This is a genomic window from Jatrophihabitans fulvus (assembly GCF_054781375.1).
Genome location: NZ_BAAGUN010000002.1, coordinates 520,210 through 542,139, shown reverse-complemented (window position 1 = coordinate 542,139; position 21,930 = coordinate 520,210). Strand labels below are relative to the sequence as shown.

Genomic DNA, 21,930 nt, shown 5'->3' with positions numbered 1-21,930 from the left:
GCCGGCGCGGCGTCAGCCCAGCCAGGACGGGATGTCGAACAGCAGGTGCAGCGCCACCCACACGACGCCGTCCACGAACGCGAGGCCGAGGGCGAGGTAGGGCAGCTCGTAGCTGCGCTTGCTCTCCCGCGCCCGCTGCCCCGCCCACGCCCCGAGCACCCCGGTGACGACGGCGAGCAGCAGCCCGAACAGCACGATGCCCACGAACCCCGAAGCCACCGCGAGAACGGCCACCGGGTCGCGCTCAGCCGGCTCCGGAGCGTCCGGGTCCGGGGTCGAGCGCAGCCAGTCGGGCACCGGCTCGACGGGTGCCTTGCGGACCCGCGGTGCGGACGGTTCCGGTGTGGAACCGTCCGCACCCCAGACGGAATCAGGCATCGAGTGCGGCCGCCGGCGCCTCCGCACCGACGAGCAGCCCGCTGCGGTCGTCCGCCGCGTCGACGCGGACGGTCTGCCCGTCGCGCACCTGGCCGCTGAGTAGCGCCCGGGCGAGCGCGTCGCCGATGGACGACTGCACCAGCCGCCGCAGCGGACGCGCGCCGTACAGCGGGTCGAACCCGTTGAGCGCCAGCCACTCCCGCGCGGCCTCGGTGACGTCGAGCGTGAGCCGCCGCGTCGCGAGCCGCTTGTTCAGCTCGCCGAGCTGGATGTCGACGATGCGGGTGAGGTCCTCGGTGCTCAGTGCGTCGAACACGACCACGTCGTCGAGCCGGTTGAGGAACTCGGGCTTGAAGTGCGAGCGGACGACGTCCATGACTGCGCTGCGCTTCTGCTCCTCGGGCAGGTCGCTGACCAGGGCGTGCGAGCCGAGGTTCGACGTGAGCACCAGCAGCGTGTTGCGGAAGTCGACCGTCCGCCCCTGACCGTCCGTCAGCCGGCCGTCGTCGAGCACGGCGAGCAGGATGTCGAACACGTCCGGGTGGGCCTTCTCGACCTCGTCGAGCAGCACGACCGTGTACGGGCGCCGGCGGACGGCTTCGGTGAGCTGGCCGCCCTCCTCGTAGCCGACGTAGCCGGGGGGAGCGCCGACGAGGCGGGCCACCGAGTGCTTCTCGCTGTACTCGCTCATGTCGATGCGCACCATCGCGCGCTCGTCGTCGAACAGGAAGCTCGCCAGCGCCTTCGCCAGCTCGGTCTTGCCGACACCGGTCGGGCCGAGGAACAGGAACGAGCCGGTCGGACGGTTCGGGTCCGAGATGCCGGCGCGGGCGCGGCGGACGGCGTCGGACACGGCGCGCACCGCGGCTTTCTGGCCGATGACGCGCTGGCCGAGCTCGTCCTCCATGCGCAGCAGCTTCGCGGTCTCGCCCTCGAGCATGCGGCCGGCGGGGATGCCGGTCCACGCCGACACGACGTCGGCGATGTCGTCGGCGGTGACCTCCTCCTTGACGAGCACGTCGTCGGACGGGATCTCGCTCTCGGCCGCGCTGGCCTCGGCCAGCTCGCGCTCGAGGGTGGGGATCTCGCCGTAGAGCAGCTTGGACGCGGTCTCGAAGTCGCCGTCGCGCTGCGCACGCTCGGCCTCGCCCCGCTTGTTGTCGATGCGCTCCTTGAGCTCACCGACGCGGTTGAGGCCGCTCTTCTCCCGCTCCCACCGCGCGTTCAGCGCGTCGAGCTGTTCGCTGAGATCGGCCATCTCGGCGCGCAGCCGCGCGAGCCGCTCGACGGACGCGTCGTCCTTCTCCTTGCCGAGCGCCATCTCCTCCATCTTGAGCCGGTCGACGGCGCGCTGCAGGGTGTCGATCTCGACGGGCTTCGAGTCGATCTCCATGCGCAGCCGCGAGGCCGCCTCGTCGACGAGGTCGATCGCCTTGTCGGGCAGGAAGCGTGAAGTGATGTAGCGGTCGGACAGGGTGGACGCCGCGACCAGCGCGCCGTCGTTGATGCGCACCTTGTGGTGCGCCTCGTAACGGCCCTTCAGGCCGCGCAGGATCGCGACGGTGTCCTCGACGGACGGCTCGGCCACCAGCACCTGCTGGAAGCGCCGCTCGAGCGCGGGGTCCTTCTCGATGTACTCGCGGTACTCGTCGAGCGTGGTCGCGCCGACCATGCGCAGCTCGCCGCGCGCGAGCATCGGCTTGAGCATGTTGCCGGCGTCCATGGCGCCCTCGCCGGTGGCACCGGCGCCGACGACGGTGTGCAGCTCGTCGATGAACGTGATGACCTGCCCGCCGGAGTCCTTGATCTCCTCGAGCACGGCCTTGAGCCGCTCCTCGAACTCGCCGCGGTACTTCGCCCCGGCGATCATCGCGCCGAGGTCGAGCGCGATGAGCCGCTTGTTGCGCAGGCTCTCGGGCACGTCACCGGCGACGATGCGCTGCGCCAGACCCTCGACGACGGCGGTCTTGCCGACGCCGGGCTCGCCGATGAGCACGGGATTGTTCTTGGTGCGGCGCGACAGCACCTGCACCACGCGGCGGATCTCGGTGTCGCGGCCGATGACGGGGTCGATCTTGCCGTCGCGCGCGGCCTCGGTGAGGTCGTTGCCGTACTTCTCCAGAGCCTGGAACGTCGCCTCGGGGTCGGCGGACGTGACCCGCTGCGACCCGCGGACGCTCTGCAGCGCCCCCTCGAGCGCCTGCGGCGTCGCGCCCACGCGGGCCAGCAGGTCGTCGACGCCGTTGCCGCGGGTCGAAGCCAGCGACAGCAGCAGGTGCTCGGCGGAGATGAACTCGTCCTGGTGGTCACGCGCCACCTTCTCGGCGTTGCGCACGACCTGGCTCAGGCCGGGGGAGGCGACGGGCTTGTTCACCGTCGATCCCGACGCCGCCGGCAACCGGTCGACGAGGCGCGCGGCCTCGCTGCGCACGGCGTTCGGGTCGGCCCCGACCGCCTGCAGCAGCGGGCGGGTGAGGGTCTCGGAGTCGTCGAGCAGGGCGGCGAGCAGGTGCGCCGACTCGACGTTGGGGTTGCCGCGTTGCTGCGCGGCCGCGAGCGCACCGTTCACCGCCTGCGTGCTGCGGGTGGTCATGTCCATAAGAGTGAGTTCACCTCATGTGGCTGGTCGTGTCATCGGGCCAGAAGTCGCCCTGTGGGCACAACGTCCGCAGGGTTGAGTGTATTCCGCTCAAGTTTGAAACTGCTACCGACGCCGGCGGCGGCTCGGCTGGGGCTGCCAGACGACAAGGGCGGTCGACGGGCCAGTGCGGTGCGCGAGCTCGTTCTGGGTGCGAGCCAACTCGTCCTGCAGCTCGCTCACCTTCGCGCGGAGCGCGTCGACGTGCGACTCGAGTTCGATGATGCGTTTGATGCCGGCCAGGTTCACGCCCTCGTCCTGCGACAGACGCTGCACCTCGCGCAGCAGCTCGACGTCGCGCTGCGAGTAGCGGCGGCCGCCACCGGCCGTCCGACTGGGAGTGACCAGGCCGAGCCGGTCGTACTGGCGCAGCGTTTGCGCGTGCATGCCAGCGAGTTCGGCGGCGATCGAGATGACGTAGACCGCCGCGTCCTTCGCCGGCTCCTTCGGCCTGCTCATGACCTACGCACCTCCCGTGCGCGTCCCCAGGGCATTCGTGATCGCCGGGCGGGGATCACTCGTCTCGGCCGCGGCATAGGCCTCGAGGGCCGCCCGGGCCGTGTCGTCCAGCGATGTCGGCACCGCCACCTCGACGGTCACCAGCAGGTCGCCGGCCCCCTTCTTCGTCGTCACGCCGCGGCCGCGCACGCGCAGGGTGCGTCCGCTCGGGGTTCCCGGCGCGACCTTGAGGCTCACCGGGGCGTCGAGCGTCGGCACGCGCAGCGTCGTGCCCAGCGCCGCCTCGGCGAAGCTGATCGGCACCTTGATCGTCAGGTCGTCGCCGTTGCGGCCGAACAGGGCGTGCTTCGCGACCGAGACGGTCACATACAGGTCGCCGGCCGGGGCGCCGTTCGCGCCCGGCGTGCCCTTGCCCGGCACCCGGATCTTCGCGCCGTCACGCACCCCCGACGGGATGCGGACGGTGATGGTGCGGGTCTCGGTGTTCTGCCCCGTGCCGTGGCAGACCGGGCACGGGTCGTCGATGAGCGTGCCCGAGCCGCGGCAGTCGCGGCAAGGTTCGCTGAACCCGAAGCCGCCCTGGTTGCTGATCACCGAGCCGGTGCCGCCACAGGTAGGGCACTGGCGCGGTGACGTGCCCGGCCGCGCACCGCTGCCGTGGCAGTTGCGGCACGGGCCGGGAGCGTTGAGCTTCAGCGGCAGCGTGGTGCCGCGCACCGCCTCCTCGAAACCGAGGTCGACGGTGGCGTTCACGTCCTTGCCGCGGCGCGGACCGCCCGACGCGCTGGTGCGGAACGAGTACGGGCCGCCCTGGCTCCGTCCGCCCCCACCCCGAGCGGCGCCGCCGCCGAACAGGCCGTCGAACAGGTCGTTCAGGTTGCCGCCGTTGCCCCCGCCGAACAGGTCGGACACGTCGAAACCGGGGGTCGGGCCGCCGCCCGGGTAGGCACCGCCGCCACGGAACGGGCCGCCGCCGGCGAACAGCGCACGCTGCTCGTCGTACTCGCGGCGCTTCGCGTCGTCGCTGAGCGTGCCGTACGCCTCGGAGACCTCCTTGAAACGCTTCTCGCGCTCGGTGTCTCCGGGGTGGGTGTCGGGGTGGTTCTCGCGCGCGAGCTTGCGATAGGCCTTCTTGATGTCGCTCGCGGACGCGTCCTTGGTGACACCGAGGACGGCGTAGTAGTCCTTCTCGACGTTGCTCATGGCGTCACCTTCTCTCTGCGATCAGTCTGCGGGATGCGGGGTCGGGCCGGCAGATCGTCCGGCCCGACCCCGTGAATCACTTCTGCTCGGCCGATTCGTCGACGTGGCGTTCGCTGCCCGCGACCGCGTCCTCGACGGCGTCGGACACGTCCGGCCCTGCTCCGGCCGCCGGATCGCTGACGCCGACCATGGCGGGGCGGATCAGGCGGTCGTTCAGCAGGTAGCCCTGGCGCATCACCGTGGTGCACGTGGGCTCGGTGACGGCGTCGCTCTCGTCGTGCATCACGGCCTCGTGACGCTCGGGGTCGAACGGGTCGCCAACCTCGCCGAACGCGGTGAGACCGAGCTTGGCCAGCACGCCGTCGAGCTTGTCGGCCACCGCCTTGAGCGCGCCGGTGAGGTCACCGTGCGCCTTGGCGCGGTCGAGGTCGTCGAGCACCGGCAGCAGCTCGGCCACCACGCGAGCCACCGCGATCTCGCCCGCCGCCAGCCGCTCGCGCTCGCTGCGCTTGCGGTAGTTGGCGTACTCGGCCGACAACCGCTGCAGATCCTCCAGCGGCACCGTCGGGGCGTCGGCGTCGGACGTGCCCTCGGTGGCCGCGAGCGTCTCGTCCTGCGGCGGCGCGACGGACTCCTCCGCCGCGTCAGCCGCCGTGTCGGACGGGCCGTCCGCCGCGTCCGCGGCCGGAGCCGCGGACGCGTCGTCGTCGAGCTTGATCTTGCGGTTGTTCGTGAAGCGGATCGGTGGCTCCTCCGGTTCGGGTGCGCCGCTGGAACCGCTGGTCACTTGTTCTCCTCAGCCGGACCCTCGTCCACGACCTCGGCGTCGACCACGGTGTCGTCGGACGACTCGGCCTTCGTGAAGTCCGGGCCCGCACCGGCGGCACCCGCGGCGTCGGCGTCGCCGGCCGCGGCGGCGTACATCGCCCCGCCGGTCTCGGTGGCCAGCGCCGACAGCTTCTCCTGCGCGGCCTTGATGGCCTCGTAGTCGGCGCCCTCGAGCAGCTTCTTCAGCTCCTCGACGGCGGCCTCGAGCTCGGTCTTCTTCTCGGCCGGGATCTTGTCGCCGTTCTCGGACAGGAACTTCTCGGTCTGGAACTGCAGCCCCTCGGCGGAGTTGCGGATCTCGGCCTGGTCGCGACGCTCCTTGTCCTCGGCGGCGTGCGCCTCGGCGTCCTTCATCATCCGGTCGATCTCGTCCTTGCTCAGGCCCGAGCCGCCGGTGATCGTCATGCCCTGCTCGCGGTTCGTCGCGCGGTCCTTCGCGGACACGTGGACGATGCCGTTCGCGTCGATGTCGAACGTGACCTCGATCTGGGGCACGCCGCGCGGCGCCGGCGGCAGGTTGTCGAGGTCGAAGACCCCGAGCCGCTTGTTGTAGGCCGCGATGTCGCGCTCGCCCTGGTAGACCTGGATCTGCACGGACGACTGGTTGTCCTCGGCCGTCGAGAAGATCTCCGAACGCTTGGTCGGGATCGTCGTGTTGCGCTCGATCAGCTTGGTCATGATGCCGCCCTTGGTCTCGATGCCCAGGGACAGCGGCGTCACGTCGAGCAGCAGGACGTCCTTGACGTCACCCTTCAGCACACCGGCCTGCAGCGCGGCGCCGACGGCGACGACCTCGTCGGGGTTGACGCCCTTGTTCGGCTCCTTGCCGCCGGTGAGCTCCTTGACCAGGTCGCTCACGGCCGGCATGCGGGTGGAACCACCGACGAGCACGACGTGGTCGATCTGGCCGACGCTGATGCCGGCGTCCTTGATGACGCTGTTGAACGGCGCCTTGGTGCGCTCGAGCAGGTCGGACGTGATCTTCTGGAACTCGGCGCGCGACAGCGTCTCGTCGAGGAACAGCGGGTTCTTCTCGGCGTCCTGGGTGATGTACGGCAGGTTGATCGACGTCGAGGTGGACGACGACAGCTCGACCTTCGCCTTTTCTGCAGCTTCGCGCAAACGCTGCATGGCCATCTTGTCCTTGGTCAGGTCGATGCCGTGACCGCTCTTGAACTTGTCGACGAGCCAGTCGATGATCCGCTGGTCCCAGTCGTCACCACCGAGGTGGTTGTCGCCGTTGGTGGCCTTGACCTCGATGACGCCGTCGCCGATCTCGAGCAGCGACACGTCGAAGGTGCCACCGCCGAGGTCGAAGACGAGGATGGTCTGCTCGGAGCCGCCCTTGTCGAGGCCGTACGCGAGCGCGGCCGCGGTGGGCTCGTTGATGATGCGCAGCACGTTGAGGCCCGCGATCGTGCCGGCCTCCTTGGTGGCCTGGCGCTGGGCGTCGGAGAAGTACGCGGGAACGGTGATCACCGCGTCGGTGACGTCTTCACCGAGGTAGCTCTCGGCGTCGCGCTTGAGCTTCATCAGCGTGCGGGCGCTGATCTCCTGCGCGGTGTAGTCCTTGCCGTCGATCTTGGTGGTCCAGCTCTCGCCGATGTGGCGCTTGACCGACCGGATCGTGCGGTCGACGTTGGTGACGGCCTGGCGCTTCGCGACCTCGCCGACGAGAACCTCGCCGTTCTTCGCGAACGCCACGACGCTCGGAGTGGTGCGGGCACCCTCGGCGTTGGCGATGACCTCCGGCTCGCCGCCGGACAGGACGGCGACTGCGGAGTTGGTCGTGCCGAGGTCGATGCCGACGGCTCGTGCCATGGATGGTGCTCCTTCGTATCGGACGGTTCGTGCTGACGGCTTGCCAGCTGCGAGCAAGGTCTGGGTGCTCGGGCTCTCGCCTCGGGCGTACCCCGATGGTGCTCGTCGTACACGTGCTATGTCAAAAGAACTGAGTCCAACTGACTCAACTTCCTCAACGGCACGTGACATGCGTCACGAGTGGCGACGTGTCAGGCGTCGTCAGCGGGCGCGGGCGGGAGGCCGAGGATCCGGGCCGTCTCGACAACGGCGTCGCGGATCGCGACCGCGCAGCGCTGCACCTCGACCCAGGGCGCGGCGAACGGGTCGCCCACCTCGTCGATGCCGGGGGGCGCCGCTGCCGCCGAGCCCCGCCGGGCAGCGACCTCGACGACACGGCCGACGAGCGCGGCGCGGTCCCCGTACACGGGCGGACCGGCCGGTAGGTCCCGACTCAGCCGTGCAAACTCCCGCAGGGTAAACGCCCGCTCCAAGGCGGACGGAGCCGTCGCGACGATCTCTGCGCGCTGAGCGGTGGTCGCCGCGAGAACGAGGTCCGCCTCGGCCGCTTCGGTCGCGCCCAGTTGCCGCGCCCCATGCGGCGCGACCGCGCAGCCGAGCTCCGCGAGGGCGGCCGCCGACGGCTCGTCCAGTCCATGGCCGACGAGCGCGTGGGTGCCGGCGCTCCGGACGACCACGTTCGGAACCGGCCCGACCGACGCTCGGAACAGCTGCGCTGCCATCGCGGAGCGGCAGATGTTCGCCGTGCACACGAACAGCACGGAGAACGACGCGGTCACGGACTCAGCGTGCCAGCAGGCGTCGATTGCGCACTCTATGGCCGTCTAGCCAGAAAGGCATAGAGCAGTAGATCAGGAAGACGGCCGCTGGGGTGGCCGGGGCCGCCGGCGCGGCTCGCCGGCCGGCGCTGCGGTGTCCGCCGGGGGAGCCGTCCGCATCGTGCGTTCGAGGATCTCGCGGCGGGCGACGGCGGCGTCGCGCTCGGTGACGGCCTCGGTGAGCTCGGCCTCGAGGTCGCCGACGCGACGCTCGAGGTCGGCCCGCCGACGTTGGGACTCGCGCCGCTCCGACTGGGCCGACCGCTGCGCCTCGACGAGGCGCGCCTCGAGCTGCGCGACCTTCTGCTCGGTGTTCTGCTCCGCGGCGAGCAGCGCCCGTTCCATCTCGCGCAGCTGCGGTTCGGCGGCGTCGGCGCGGCGCTGTGCCTCGTCGGCCGCCCGCTCGGCGTCGTCGGCGCGGTGCTGCTCGAACTCCGCCTTCTGGCGCAGCTCGGCCAGCTCGGCGCCGAGCCGGCGCCGCTCGCGGTCGGCCTCGTCCGCGGCCTCGCCGGACCGCTGTTCGGCGGCGGCGAGCTCGTCGCGCGCCTGCTGCAGCTCGGCCTGCGCCCGCGACTGCTCGGCGGTGTAGCGCTCGTGCTGCGAGCGCACCTGCTGCTCGATGCGGGCGATGTGCTCGTCGGCCGAGGCCAGGCTGCTCTCGAGCTCCTCGACGCGGGCCTGCAGCTGCTCGATCGTCCGCCGGTCGCCGTCGGCGCGTTCGGTCTCGGCCGCCCGCTGCCGGTCGGCGTCCTCGGCGGTGAGGCGGACGGTGTCGGCGAACTCGTCACGCAGGTCGGCGAGCTGCTGCTGCAGCTCGGCCTCGCGCCGGCGGGCCTGCTCGCGCAGGTCGGCCTCGCGCTGCCCGGCGTCGGCGCGCTCGGCCCGCAGCGTCTCGGCGAACTCCTCGCGCCGGGACTGCTCGCGCTGCTCGGCGTCGGCCTGCGCGGCCGCGAGGGTGTCGGCGAACTCGGCGCGGAGGTCGTCCTGGCGCCGGTCGGCGTCCGCCTGGGCCGTGCGCAGCGTGTCGGCGAACTCCTCGCGCAGGTCCGCGAGCTGCCGCTGCAGGTCGCGTTCGCGCTCGCCGGCGGCGTCGAGCTCGCGGGCGCGCTGCTGCTCGGCGGCCGTCCGCTCCCGTTCGAGCGCGTCGGCGAACTCGTCCCGTGCCGACGCCAGGGCGGCCTCGTGCTCGTCGCGGGCACGGGCGAGGTCGTCGTCCGCCTGCCGCTGTCGGGCCTCGAGCGCCTGTGCCTGGGTCTCGACGGCCTCGGCGAACTCGGCGCGCAGGGCGTCGAGCTGCTGCCGCAGCTCGGCCTCGCGGGCGGCAGCGGTCTCGCGGGCGCCGGCGAGCTCGCGGTCGAACGCCGCCTGCTGGTCGTCGAGTTCGGCGCGGTGCCGCTGCGCGATGCGGGTGATCTCGGCGTCGACCGCCCGCTGCTTCTCGGCGGCGTCGGCGCGGTCGGCCTGCAACGTCTCGGCGAACTCCGACCGCTGCGCCGCGATCGCGCGCTCGAGCTCGGCGACGCGCTCGTCACGGCGGGCGGCGTCGACCTGCGCGGCGGCCCGGGCCTCGCCCAGCGCCCGCTCGTGGTCCTCGCGGACCTGCCGCAGCTCGGCCTCGTGGCGCTCCTGGGCCTCGCGCAGCTGGTGGGCCGCCTGCTCGCTGCGCGACTCCGACTGGTGCACGTGCACGTCGGCCTGCACCAGCTTCGACTTCGCCGTCGCCAGCCGGGCCTCGAGCGCGTCCCGTTCCGATGCCGCCGCGCGCACCGCGTCCGCGAGCTCCGTCCGTCGGTCTTCGAGCTGCCGCTCGAGTTCGGCGACCCGGTCGCCGTCCGTCGCCGAGCGGGAGCGTTCGGCCTTGAGCTCCTCGGCGAACTCGGTGCGCAGGTCGTCGAGCTGCTGCTGCGCCTGCGCGCGCTCGGCGTCCAGGGCCTCGGCGAACTCGCGGCGCTGTTCCTCCAGCTGCCGTTCCAGCTCGGCCGTCCGCGGGTCCTGGGCCGGCTCGCCGGCGACCGCCTGCTCGTCGGCGGCGATGCGGGACTCCAGTTGCTCGAGCTCCTGCTGGGCGCGGGCCAACTGCGCCTCGAGCTCGCCCACCCGGTCGTCCGACGCAGCGGACGCGCGCGTCCAGGGGCGGACGGGCCGCAGCGGGTCCGGGACGTCGGAGTCGGTGGGTCGGCTCACGGTCGGAACGTACCCGTATCGGCGGGTACCGGGCAGCCGTCCGGACGGCTAACGCGCGATACCGCTCAAACTGCCGGCGAGGACGTACGCACCCGGTCGCGTCGTGGTCATCGTCGTCCACCCGTGGCCGTCGTCGGCGATCACCGCCGACACCTCGGTCGACGTGCGGGTGCCGTTCACGGTGCGGGGCACCTGCAGCGTCGCCTCGAGGAACTTCGACCAGTGCACCCGGACGAACGTCCGGCAGGCGCAGGGCACGTGCACGGTCAGGGCCGACTGGGTCGCGGCGACGATGTGCGCGGGCGGCGCCACGATGGGCACGGCGTTCTGCACCCGGAACAGCTGCCAGTCGTCGGTGCGCCAGATCTCGCGCAGGTAGGTGGCCCGTCCGGACGCCACCAGGTCGTACTCGGGGTAGTGGGCGACCGTCGTCGAGGGCAGCGCGACGTACCCGACCGCGTTGTTGTCGAGCCACACCTTGTAGGTGGTGGGGTCGAGCGGGTCCGTGCGCAGCGACTGGTTGAGCGCCATGTCCTGCTGGGTCTCCCAGCCGCGGGCGAGCATGGCGTGGCCGAGCAGCGCGTCGTAGCCGGCGTGGGCGCCGTGGTTCACCACCTCGACCCGATAGGTGGTGAGGTCGGGCAGCCGGTCGAGCTCCTTCGCCAGCGGCTGGTAGTACGCGACGGACGACACCGGACGGGTCGCGTTCGCGAGGTCGTTCACGGTGCCCGCGAGCCCAGTGGCCAGGACCGGCGCGACCAGCAGCAGGGCCGTCCGCAGCCGCCGTTCGGTGACCGCCAGCACCACGACCGGCAGGCAGAACACGACGAAGCGCGAGAAGTTCGACCCCATGCCGTTGGGGATCGCGAACACCACGACCACCGCCAGCGCCGACCACATGATCGTCGTGCGGATGTGGTCGGTGGGCCTCGCGAGGTAGAGCAGCACCAGGCAGACCAGCACCTGCAGCGCGAACAGCGTGCCGAAGCCCTCGGGTCCGGGGGTGCCGAACACGATCGCCACGGCGACCAGCGCGACGCCGACCGTCCCGACCGCCCACGCGATGATCGGACGCCACTCGCGGGTGCGGGTGGTGATGAACGTGCCGCACAGACCGACGGCGATGAACGCGCCCGAGACCGGCGAGGCGAACATCGACAGCAGCGTGAGCACCACCGTCAGCGGACGGTTGCGGTGCTGCAGCGCGATGATCGCGCCGATGCCGATCGCGCCGCCCAGCAGGAACGGCACCCGCCCGCTCCACAGATTGGCGAGCACCACGAGCGCGACCGTCCACGACGCGACGACCGGGTGGCGGGTGCCGCGGACCGCGATCGTGCCCACGACGGTGACGGCCACGGCGGAGAGCGCGCAGACCAGCTCGGGTCCGACCAGGGAAGACAAGTAGGGCGTCACGACGGAGTAGGTGCCGGGGGTCGCGCCGCCGCTGAACCAGGAGAACCAGTAGGTGAGACCCACGCCGTCCTCGACCGCCGCGGCCCGGGCGCGTGCGGCCCAGAGGTCGTTGACGTCGGGGCGGACGAGGAAGAACGCGACCGCGTTGAGTGCCGTGACGACCGTGGGCCACCAGAGGTCGGGAACGGCCCGCCGTCGTGGCGGTGCGCCGACGGGGTCGACCGCAGGACCGTCGCCGTCCGCGACGGCCGGCACGAGCGACACGGACGCGGACATCGCCTGCGATGGTCGCACAGCGGACCGGTCCGGGCCCCGGATCGCGCGGGCCGGGCACAGCAGGGGCGGGTGCCGCGCGTCCCGTCCGCCCCGGCAGGCACACTGGTGCCCCGCGGTGGGTCTGACCACATACCCCGGCCATCCGGTGGTTACCCGGCAGTAACACCGCATAGTCTCAGGTGACTGCGCCCTGCAGTCGACGATGAGGAGACACGCGTGCAGAACACCGTGGTCGCAGGGAACTGGGTCTACGACTTCCCGTACCACTCGCCGGGCTGGTGGCGTATCGGCCTCGGCCTGGGGATGTTGATCCTGACCGTCGCCTTCGCCGGCAAGCGCGTGGCGTTCCTGGTCAAACTGGTCCGCTCGGGCAAGCCCGCGCCTGGCCGCATGGACGGTTTCCAGGAGCGCCTGCGGGTGCAGGTCAAGGAAGTCTTCGGCCAGACCCGCCTGCTGAAGTGGAACGCGCCGGGCATCGCCCACTTCTTCACCTTCTGGGGCTTCCTGATCCTCGGACTGACGATCGTCGAGGCGTACGGCGCCCTGGTCGTCAGCCGCGACTTCGGCATCCCGATCATCGGACGCTGGCGCGTGGTCGGCTTCCTCGAGGACTTCTTCGCCGTCGCCGTGCTGCTCGGCATCGTCTGGTTCGCCTACAACCGGCTGAAGAACGCGCCCGAGCGCAAGAAGCGCGACAGCCGCTTCTACGGCTCGCACAACGGCCCGGCGTGGCTGGTGCTCGGCATGATCGCGCTCGTCGTCATCACGCTGCTCATGTACCGCGGCGCGCAGGCCAAGAGCGGCTACTTCCCCTGGGGCGACTCCAAGGCCCCGTTCGCGTCGTGGCTGATCGCCAAGGCCCTGCCCGACGGCGACTACATCACCGGCTTCGAGACGTTCTGGATCGTCGCGCAGATGGCCGTCATCTTCGGCTTCTCGGTGCTGGTCGTGTACTCCAAGCACCTGCACATCGCGACCGCCGGCCTCAACGTGCTCACCAAGCGTGAGCCGGACGGTCTCGGCCCGCTGCTGCCGGTCGCCGACGCCGACGGCAAGCCGATCGACTTCATGGACGCCGAGAACCTCGACGAGGACACGGTGTTCGGCAAGGGCAAGATCGAGGACTTCACCTGGAAGGGCTACCTCGACTTCGCCACCTGCACCGAGTGCGGCCGCTGCCAGTCGCAGTGCCCGGCGTGGAACACGGGCAAGCCGCTCTCGCCGAAGCTCGTGATCATGAACCTGCGCGACCACCTGTTCGCCAAGGCGCCGTACATCTTCGGCAAGGACGTCCCCGAGGACTCCGAGCCGAACTTCTCGGACGAGGGCCTGCGCGGCCACGGCGTGCCCGAGGACGGCTACGCCCGCATCCAGGGTTCGACCATCGAGCAGGCCCTGCGTCCGCTCGTCGGCGACGAGGCGTCCGGCGGTGTCATCGACCCGGACGTGCTGTGGTCCTGCACGACTTGCGGCGCCTGCGTCGAGCAGTGCCCGGTCGACATCGAGCACATCGACCACATCGTCGATATGCGCCGGTACCAGGTGCTGATCGAGTCCGCGTTCCCGTCCGAGGCCGGCGTCATGCTGCGCAACATCGAGAACAAGGGCAACCCGTGGGGCATGTCCAACAACGGACGGTCCGAGTGGTTCTCCGACCTCTCCTTCGAGGTGCGGCAGGCCACGCCGGGCGAGAAGCTCGACGCCGACATCGAGTACCTGTTCTGGGTCGGCTGTGCGGGTGCGCTCGAGGACCGGTCGAAGAAGGTCACCGTCGCGTTCGCCGAGCTGCTGCACACCGCGGGCGTCGAGTTCGCGGTGCTGGGCCAGGCCGAGTCGTGCACCGGTGACCCCGCCCGCCGCCTGGGCAACGAGTTCCTGTTCCAGATGCAGGGCATGCAGAACGTCGAGACGCTGAACTCGATCGAGCGCGCCGGCGGCATGAAGATCGTCGCGACCTGCCCGCACTGCTTCAACACGCTCGCCCGCGAGTACCCGCAGCTCGGCGGCCACTACGAGGTCGTGCACCACACGCAGCTGCTCGGACGGCTCGTCGAGGAGGGCAAGCTCGTCCCGGTCGAGGCGGTCGACAAGAACGTCACCTACCACGACCCGTGCTACCTGGGCCGGCACAACAAGGTCTACACCCCGCCGCGCGAGGTGCTCGGCGCCATCCAGGGCCTGAAGTCGCAGGAGATGCACCGCTGCAAGGACCGCGGGTTCTGCTGCGGCGCCGGCGGTGCCCGCTTCTGGATGGAGGAGAAGCTCGGCAAGCGCGTCAACGTCGAGCGGACGGAAGAGGCCCTGTCGTGGGACCCGGACGTCATCTCCACCGCGTGCCCGTTCTGCATGGTGATGCTGTCCGACGCGGTCGCCGCCAAGGTCGGTGAGGGCGAGGCCCGCGAGGACGTCGCCGTCCTCGACGTCGCGCAGCTGCTGCGGCAGTCGCTCGGCGCCCCGCCGCCCCCGTCCGCCGCCGAGCAGGCCGACGACCCGGCCACCGACCCGGACCCCGACAAGGAACCCGCCTCGACCTGATCGGTCACCTCCCTCCCTCCCTCCCCATTCGTGATCGAGAGGAGGAGACGCACGCCCAGGCGTGCGTTTCCTCCTCTTGATCGCTTTCGGAGCCGGTCGGACGCCGCTTGGCCCCATCCATGCGTCGCCACGAAGATCGACTGGCGACGCTGCGATGGGGCCGAGCGGCACACCGGGGACGACGCTGCGATGGGGCCGAGCGGCACACCGGGGACGACGCTGCGATGGGGCCGAGCGGCACACCGGGGACGTGGGTGCGGGACAGCGCGGGCACAGCTGGGAACAGTGACCTGAGACGTTGCCGTCGAGGGCGCACCCCGTCCCAGGACCGCTCGTTAGCCTCGTCGAAATGGTCGGACGCAACGGAGTGACGCGATGAGCGCCAAGGACAAGCGCCCGAAACCGCCTCAGCCCATCGAGGACTGGACGGAACGCGACTACGAGGACGCCGGGAAGTTCGCCCGGTTCCGTCACAAGCGCAAGGTGCGTCGCCGCCGCACGAAGGCGCGCGTCGCCGCGATGACCCGGCCGCGGCGGTACGCCCGTCGCGGCATGATCCTGGGCACCTGGTTCCTCGGCCTCATGGCCGCGATCATGGTCGCGGCGATCGTCGCGTTCTACACGCTGACGGACGTCCCCCGTCCGACCGATCTGCCGCTGCCGCAGGTGGCGACCATCCAGTACGCCGACGGCACGACGCTGGCCCGCATCGGCACCGTCGACCGCACCACCGTCGACCTCGCCAAGGTGCCCGAGCACGTGCGCTGGGCCGTGCTCGCGGCCGAGGACCGCAACTTCTACGACCAGGGCGCGGTGTCGATCACCGGCACCCTGCGCGCCGCGTTCAACGACGTGACCGGCGGCGCCACCCAGGGCGGCTCGGGCATCACCCAGCAGTACGTGAAGAACGCCTACCTCAGCGACGCGCAGACCCTGTCGCGCAAGCTGAAAGAGCTGATGATCGCGGTCAAGCTGTCACGCGAGTACAGCAAGGACCAGATCCTCGAGTTCTACCTGAACACCGTCTACTTCGGACGCGGCGCGTACGGCATCCAGGCCGCGGCGCAGGCGTTCTTCGGCGTCGACGTCCAAAAGCTCACCGTCGCGCAGGGCGCGCTGCTCGCCGGCCTTTTGCGCGCTCCCGCGTATTACGACCCGGTCGACAACCCGTCCGCCTCGAAGGCGCGGTGGCAGTACGTGCTCGACGGCATGGTCAAGACGAACCACCTGACCGAGGCGCAGGAGGCCGCGCAGGTCTTCCCGAAGACCAAGAAGCTCAGCGGCAACGGCATCGGCACGACCGGCTGGAAGTACCTGGTCAAGAACGCCGTGCTCGCCGACCTGCAGAGCCACGGCATCTCGGCCGACGAGGTGTCGAGGCGTGGCCTGACCATTCGCACGACCCTGGACAAGAAGGCGCAACGCGCCGCGCTGACCGCGATCCAGCAGAACTTCGCGAACCTGACCAGAAAGCAGCGCAACCTCAAGAACGCGCTGGTGGCGGTGCGCCCGTCCGACGGCGGCATCCTCGCCTACTACCCCGGCACCGGTCCCGACCGGAAGGGGTACGACGGCAAGATCGACTTCAACGACTACGCCGGACGGGGTGCCCGTCCGCCGGGCTCGACGTTCAAGCCGATCGTGCTGTCGACCGTGCTCACCGACACCGTCAAGCAGGCCGAGGGGCGCGCGCACTACACGATCGACAGCCAGGTGCCGGGCAACCAGTGCCTCACGATCGAGGGCACGCAGATCTGCAACGACCCCGGCGACGCGAACCTCAGCGCGCCTCGCGTGCTGCTGCGCAACGCGATGAAGTGGTCGCTGAACACCACCTTCGACCTGCTCGCGTCCGAGGTCGGACCCGAGCGGGTCGCCGACATCGGCCACCGCCTGGGCATCGCGAAGAAGAACCCCGACGGCACCCCGTCCCTGGTCGACAAGGACGGCAGCACCACGTTCGGCATCGGCATCGGCGACTACCCGGTGACCGTGCAGGACATGGCCGACGCCTACGCGACCCTCGCCAACGGCGGCAAGCAGAACGACGCGTACTTCGTGTCGAAGGCGACCGCGTCCGACGGCGAGGTCGTCTACGACCACGACGAGGTGCCGACGCAGGCCGTCGACGATCGGGTCGCCAACGACGTCACCGTCTCGATGGAGCCGATCGCCGCCTGGTCGGGCGTGCCGCTCGCGAACGGACGGGCGTCCGCCGCCAAGACGGGCACCGCCGGCGTCAGCGGACGGTCGGTGAACAACAGCGACGCCTGGATGGTCGGGTTCACGCCCCAGGTCAGCGCGGCCGTGTGGGTGGGCACCGGCTACTCGAAACCGATCTTCGACGCGAACGGGCAGCCGCTCTACGGCGCGAACCTGCCCGGCCGTACGTGGAAGACCTTCATGGACCTCTACCTGGACGGCAAGAAGAACCTGCCGCTGCCCACGCGGACGCTCATCGACGCCAACGGCAAGAAGCCCAAGCCCACGCCGACGTACACCCCGCCGTCGTCCACCAGCCGTCCGCCGTCGTCGACGACCGCGCCGCCGAGCTCGACCGAGCAGTCGCGCCCGCCGTCGACCACGACACCTCCGCCGAGCACGACGGCACCGCCGCCGTCGACGGCCCCGCCCAGCAGCCCGACCACGACCTGCGGACGGCTGCTGCAGCCGGCCTGTTCGTCCAGCTCGTCCAGCTCCTCCCCGCCCGCACCCGGTGCCGGCGGCGGTGGTGCCGGCGGTGGTGGTGCCGGCGGTGGCGGTGGCGGCGGTGGTGGCGCGGGCGGTGGCGCCGGTGGTGCCGGCGCCGGTGGGGGCGCCGTCCGCGACCCGTGACGCACCCCGTCCTGACGATGCGGCCCATGTCAGGATGAGCCGGTGAGCCGCGCCGCCGACGACGTCCAGCGGCGGGCCGACCGTCCGTCGCCGACCCGGCCGCCGGTCATCCCCAGCCGCACCGATCCGATGGCGTGGCGCGCCACCCGCATGATCGGCGGCGCCTGGGGTCGGCGGGCGGCGGTCTCGCCGCGCAGCTGGTGGACGCCGCTGCGCTGGTTGCTGGCGATGACGCTCGCGACCCTGATTCTCGGCATGGCCCAGAAGTCGCCCTGCGCGACGGGCGACTGGGTGGGCAGCAAGCAGTACACGCACTTCTGCTACTCCGACGTCGTCCCGCTGTGGTCGGCGGAACGGCTCGACGTCGGTGCCGTGCCCTACCGCGACACGCGGGTCGAGTACCCGGTGCTGACCGGCGGGTTCATGTGGCTCACCGCCGAGCTCACCCGGGGCGTGCATGCGATCGCGTCCGACCTGAGCCAGCTCGTCGTGTTCGGCATGATCACCACGATCCTGCTGGCCGTCTGCGGCCTGGTGATCACCGCCGCCACCGCGCAGACCGCGCGGCGCCGCCCGTGGGACGCGGCGATCTGGGCGCTGTCACCGCTGCTGGTGTTCCACGCGTTCTCGAACTGGGATCTGCTCGCGATGGCGTTCGCGTCCGCCGGGTTGTGGGCGTGGTCGCGCGACAAACCCGTGCTGGCCGGGGCGCTGATCGGCCTCGGCACCGCGGCGAAGCTCTATCCGGCGTTCCTGCTTCTCGCGGTCCTGATCCTGGCCGTCCGGACGGGCCGCTACCGCGACAGCGTCTGGGCGGTCGTCACGGGCGCGGGCGTCTGGCTCGCGACCAACCTGCCCATCGCCTCGGCGTACTACGACGGCTGGTGGGAGTTCTACAAGTTCAGCATCGACCGTCCGACCGAACGCTCCACGTTCTGGGCCATCGGCAAGACGCTGGTCGACGGCTCGCTGGGCGATCAGGACGCCCCCTACTACGTGCCGCCGGGACCGGCGGTGGCGCTGCTGCTGATCGCCGCCCTCGCCGCGGTCGTGTGGGTGGCGCTGGCGGCACCCGTCCGTCCGCGGCTGGCGCAACTCGCGTTCCTGGTGGTGCTCGCGTTCCTGCTGACGACCAAGGTGTGGAGCCCGCAGTACTCGCTGTGGCTCGTGCCCCTGCTCGCGCTGGCGCGGCCGCGGTGGCGGTTGAACCTGGTGTGGCAGTTCGCCGAGATCGTCGTGTGGATGCTGACGCTGACGGTGCTGCTCGGGCTGGGCGACCCCGCCCACGGCATCGACTACGGATGGCTCGTGCTCATGCTGCTCGTCCGCGACGCCCTGCTGGTCGCACTGGCGGTGCTGATCGTGCGCGAGATGTGGCACCCGGAGCTCGACGTGGTGCGGCTGGCGGGTGAGGACGACCCGTCCGGCGGGGTCTTCGAGAACGCTCCCGACGCGCCGTGGCTGCAGCGGCGCCGGCAGCGCGCCCCCGTGCCGGCCGGGTATCAGACGGACGAACGCAGGTAGGCGACGTCGTCGCCCTGCCCCTCGGCCGGGGTCTCGACGATGACGTCGCACCCCGCCGCGCGGCAGACGTCGGCGATGGCGGACGCGTCGATCGACCCGGTGCCGAAGTTCGCGTGCCGATCGGCGCCGGAGTCGAAGGCGTCGCGGCTGTCGTTGGCGTGCACGAGGTCGACCCGCCCGGTGATCGCCCTGACCCGGTCGACGATGTCGTCGAGTTGCTCGCCCCCGGCGAACGCGTGACACGTGTCGAGGCAGAAGCCGGCGCCGTACTCGCCGACGGCGTCCCACAGCTGGGCGAGCCGGTCGAAGCGGCGGGCGACGGCGTTCGTGCCCCCGGCGGTGTTCTCGATGAGGACGGGCAGCGGGTAACCGCCGTCGTTCTTGGCGTACTCGAACGTCTTGCGCCAGTTCTCGACCCCGACGGACGGGTCGTCGGTCTCGGCGAGGTGCCCACCGTGGACGATCAACCCCTTCGCCCCCAGCTCGGCAGCGGCCTGGGCGTGCTGCATCAGCAGCTTGCGGCTCGGCACCCGGATGCGGTTGTTCGTGGTGGCCACGTTGATGCGGTACGGCGCGTGCACGTAGACGGCCAGGTCACTGCCCCGGATCGCGTCGGCGTGGGGGTGCGGCTCGGGTTTCTTCCACGCCTGCGGGTCGGTCAGGAAGAGCTGGATGGAGGCCGACCCGGTCTTCTCCGCATAGTCGAGCGGGTCGTCCGAACGCACGTGCGCGCCGATTGCAACCGGGGTCTTCGTGGGCATAGTGGCGACAGTATGTCGAAGGTGTGACGGGACCTCCCGCCCCGTAACGTGCGCCGGGCCGGGCTCGTTGTACTGGTGACACGAAGTACCATGTGGCTTTTGACCGATTTTGGGTCGCGCGAGAGACGGGGAGCAGGACGCATGCCGGGTCGACACGAGGTCAATCCGAGGACGCTGCCGGGACGCCGCATCATGGCCGCGCTCGTGGCCGTGGTCGTCGGTGTCGCGACGCTGCTCTTCTCGGTGACTCCCGCCCAGGCGGCGTCCAGGGACGCGCAGATCACCCTGACGGGGCTCGTCGACGACAACAACCCCACGGGCGGCTCGCAGCTGGGCATCAAGCCGGGCGACAGCATCAAGTTCTCCGCCTCCGCCGCGCCGACCCAGAAGATCAAGTCGCTCGTGAACCAGCTCGGGTTGGGCGGCCTGCTCGGCACCCTGCTGGGCGGGTCCGACTTCCGCGTCACCGCCGACTTCCGCAACCTGCCCGGCGGTGCGGCGAACACGGTGCTGACCGGGTCGACGACGAAGACCTTCTCGTTCCCCCGGGTCGGCACGTACACGTTCACGTGGAAGGCCGACCAGGTGAAGGTGGGGCTGCTCGGCAAGACCATCCTGCCGATCAACCTCGACGGCAACCAGGCCAAGAAGCTCGGAATCGAGCTCAACGCCGAGAACGAGTACGTCGGCAAGATCGTGGTCGCGAAGAACCCGCCGAAGGGTGGCATCTCGGTGCAGCTGCCCAAGGTCTCGGTGTCGCCCAAGGTCGGCCCGGTCCAGCTGCCCAAGGTCGGCCTGCCGGGCGTGAACGCCCCGACGATTCCGGCGCCGTCCGTCCCCAACCTGAACCTCCCGACCGGCGGCAGCAAGGGCGGCAAGACGTCCCAGGCCCCGAAGCCGACCACGAAGACCAACGGCTACGAGCTGCCCGGTCTCACCGTTCCCGATCAGGTCGTGCCCAACGGCGACTCCGGTGGCGGCGGCGGTGAGGCCGCCGGCGGTGCCGGGGGCGGCGGCGGTCTGCAGCAGAACGCCCAGAACAACGACACCGGTGTCTTCACCGGCACGCTGCCGCAGGCAGGCTCGTCCACGGCTGCGGCGGGTTCGAAGGCCACCTCGACCGACGCCAAGGCGACCAACGGGCAGAAGACGGTCGACCTCGCCAGCGACGCGGGCAGCCCGTCCAGCCAGGTTCCGGTCATCCTGGCGATCCTGGCGATCATCGCGCTGGCCCTCGTGGCCGGCACCTACGCCCGGCTCTTCCTGCTCAAGCAGAAGTCCTGATTTCAGGTCGGGCCCCCGCCACGGGTATCGTGGCGGGGTTCCCGGCTGTCTGACAGCCGGGTTCCTCCTGCCGCGGACCGTCCGCGGCCGAATCAGTCCACAGGAGGACTCACGCTCTCATGCGTAACTACGAAGTCATGGTCATCCTCGACCCGACCCTCGACGAGCGCACCGTCGCCCCGTCGCTCGACCAGTTCCTCACCGTCGTGAAGTCCGACGGCGGCACGGTCGAGAAGGTCGACGTGTGGGGTCGCCGCCGCATGTCGTTCGAGATCAACAAGCACGCCGAGGGCATCTACGCCGTGGTCGACCTGCAGGCCAACCCGGCCGCCGTGCAGGAGCTCGACCGGCAGCTGAACCTCAACGAGAACGTGCTGCGCACCAAGGTGCTGCGGCCGGACCAGCGGTAATGGCCGGCGACACCGTCATCACGGTGGTCGGCAACCTGACCGCCGACCCCGAGCTGCGCTTCACCCCGTCCGGCGCGGCGGTCGCGAGCTTCACCATCGCCTCCACCCCGCGGCAGTTCGACCGCCAGTCGAACGAGTGGAAGGACGGCGAGGCGCTGTTCCTGCGCTGCTCCATCTGGCGGCAGGCGGCCGAGAACGTCGCCGAGTCGCTCACGCGCGGCATGCGGGTCGTCGCCCAGGGCCGGCTCAAGCAGCGGTCCTTCGAGACCCGTGAGGGCGAGAAGCGCACCGTCATCGAGCTGGACGTCGACGAGATCGGCCCGTCCCTGCGCTACGCGACCGCCAAGGTGAACCGTGCATCGCGCGGTGGTGGCGGCGACGGCGGCGGTTACGGCGGCGGTGGCGGCGGTAACGACCGTCCGCCGGCCGACGACCCGTGGGGTTCCGCGCCCGCGTCCTCCGGCTCGTCCGGTGGCGGCGGCGGGTTCTCCGACGAGCCGCCCTTCTAGATCGTCATGCCGGTCTCCGGCCCAGGTGTGGGCCGTCGAGACCGTGACCTC

At 71.0% G+C, this 21,930-nt stretch carries 16 protein-coding genes; 6 read left to right on the top strand and 10 right to left on the bottom strand.

What is annotated here, in order from left to right; genetic code table 11:
• Positions 1-12: 12 nt before the first annotated feature.
• The 9 genes from ACYVP9_RS11075 to ACYVP9_RS11035 form a co-directional block, all read right to left on the bottom strand.
• Positions 13-378 (bottom strand): hypothetical protein, encoded by a 366-nt coding sequence (locus tag ACYVP9_RS11075; RefSeq protein WP_460604858.1) that lies wholly within the window; start codon positions 376-378, stop codon positions 13-15.
• The gene (gene clpB, locus ACYVP9_RS11070; protein WP_460604857.1) at positions 371-2,977 is read right to left on the bottom strand and encodes an ATP-dependent Clp protease ATP-binding subunit; all 2,607 of its coding nucleotides are present in this window, start codon (positions 2,975-2,977) and stop codon (positions 371-373) included. Before clpB ends, ACYVP9_RS11075 begins: the two co-directional genes overlap by 8 nt.
• Positions 2,978-3,082: 105 nt before the next feature.
• Entirely contained in the window at positions 3,083-3,475 is a 393-nt protein-coding gene (locus tag ACYVP9_RS11065) for a MerR family transcriptional regulator (RefSeq protein WP_460604856.1), read from the bottom strand.
• 3 nt (positions 3,476-3,478) lie between these two features.
• Positions 3,479-4,678, bottom strand: a complete 1,200-nt coding sequence (gene dnaJ, locus ACYVP9_RS11060; protein ID WP_460604855.1) for a molecular chaperone DnaJ — start codon at positions 4,676-4,678, stop codon at positions 3,479-3,481.
• A gap of 76 nt (positions 4,679-4,754) precedes the next feature.
• Positions 4,755-5,465, bottom strand: a complete 711-nt coding sequence (gene grpE / locus ACYVP9_RS11055; protein WP_460604854.1) for a nucleotide exchange factor GrpE — start codon at positions 5,463-5,465, stop codon at positions 4,755-4,757.
• On the bottom strand, positions 5,462-7,327 hold the full coding sequence (gene dnaK / locus ACYVP9_RS11050; RefSeq protein ID WP_460604853.1) for an Hsp70 family protein: 1,866 nt from the start codon (positions 7,325-7,327) through the stop codon (positions 5,462-5,464). The genes grpE and dnaK overlap by 4 nt, the downstream gene beginning before the upstream one ends.
• Before the next feature lie 191 nt (positions 7,328-7,518).
• Entirely contained in the window at positions 7,519-8,106 is a 588-nt protein-coding gene (locus ACYVP9_RS11045) for a low molecular weight phosphatase family protein (RefSeq protein ID WP_460604852.1), read from the bottom strand.
• A 72-nt stretch (positions 8,107-8,178) separates the two neighbouring features.
• Positions 8,179-10,329 carry a hypothetical protein gene (locus ACYVP9_RS11040; protein ID WP_460604851.1) on the bottom strand — a complete coding sequence of 717 codons (2,151 nt, stop codon included), beginning with the start codon at positions 10,327-10,329 and terminating at the stop codon, positions 8,179-8,181.
• Positions 10,330-10,377: 48 nt separating this feature from the next.
• Positions 10,378-12,021: a hypothetical protein gene (locus tag ACYVP9_RS11035; RefSeq protein WP_460604850.1), complete on the bottom strand. Its 1,644-nt coding sequence runs from the start codon at positions 12,019-12,021 to the stop codon at positions 10,378-10,380.
• Positions 12,022-12,324: 303 nt separating this feature from the next.
• On the opposite strand from ACYVP9_RS11035, the gene ACYVP9_RS11030 reads away from it, so the two are divergent.
• From ACYVP9_RS11030 to ACYVP9_RS11020, 3 genes are all read left to right on the top strand, one after another.
• Positions 12,325-14,556 (top strand): (Fe-S)-binding protein, encoded by a 2,232-nt coding sequence (locus ACYVP9_RS11030; protein WP_460605068.1) that lies wholly within the window; start codon positions 12,325-12,327, stop codon positions 14,554-14,556.
• A 375-nt stretch (positions 14,557-14,931) separates the two neighbouring features.
• Positions 14,932-17,391 carry a transglycosylase domain-containing protein gene (locus tag ACYVP9_RS11025; protein ID WP_460604849.1) on the top strand — a complete coding sequence of 820 codons (2,460 nt, stop codon included), beginning with the start codon at positions 14,932-14,934 and terminating at the stop codon, positions 17,389-17,391.
• A 42-nt stretch (positions 17,392-17,433) separates the two neighbouring features.
• Positions 17,434-18,915, top strand: a complete 1,482-nt coding sequence (locus ACYVP9_RS11020) for a glycosyltransferase family 87 protein (protein WP_460604848.1) — start codon at positions 17,434-17,436, stop codon at positions 18,913-18,915.
• On the opposite strand, the gene ACYVP9_RS11015 is transcribed toward ACYVP9_RS11020, so the two are convergent.
• Positions 18,894-19,676, bottom strand: a complete 783-nt coding sequence (locus ACYVP9_RS11015; protein ID WP_460604847.1) for a deoxyribonuclease IV — start codon at positions 19,674-19,676, stop codon at positions 18,894-18,896. The two genes, ACYVP9_RS11020 and ACYVP9_RS11015, sit on opposite strands and share 22 nt — an antisense overlap.
• A gap of 141 nt (positions 19,677-19,817) precedes the next feature.
• Here ACYVP9_RS11015 and ACYVP9_RS11010 point away from each other — a divergent pair, with 141 nt between their 5' ends.
• The 3 genes from ACYVP9_RS11010 (at position 19,818) to ACYVP9_RS11000 (ending at position 21,879) form a co-directional block, all read left to right on the top strand.
• A complete protein-coding gene (locus ACYVP9_RS11010) occupies positions 19,818-20,960 on the top strand; it encodes a hypothetical protein (RefSeq protein WP_460604846.1) in 1,143 nt (380 codons plus the stop codon).
• Positions 20,961-21,079: 119 nt separating this feature from the next.
• The gene (gene rpsF, locus ACYVP9_RS11005) at positions 21,080-21,370 is read left to right on the top strand and encodes a 30S ribosomal protein S6 (protein WP_460604845.1); all 291 of its coding nucleotides are present in this window, start codon (positions 21,080-21,082) and stop codon (positions 21,368-21,370) included.
• Positions 21,370-21,879: a single-stranded DNA-binding protein gene (locus ACYVP9_RS11000; RefSeq protein WP_460604844.1), complete on the top strand. Its 510-nt coding sequence runs from the start codon at positions 21,370-21,372 to the stop codon at positions 21,877-21,879. The genes rpsF and ACYVP9_RS11000 overlap by 1 nt, the downstream gene beginning before the upstream one ends.
• Positions 21,880-21,930: the final 51 nt, after the last annotated feature.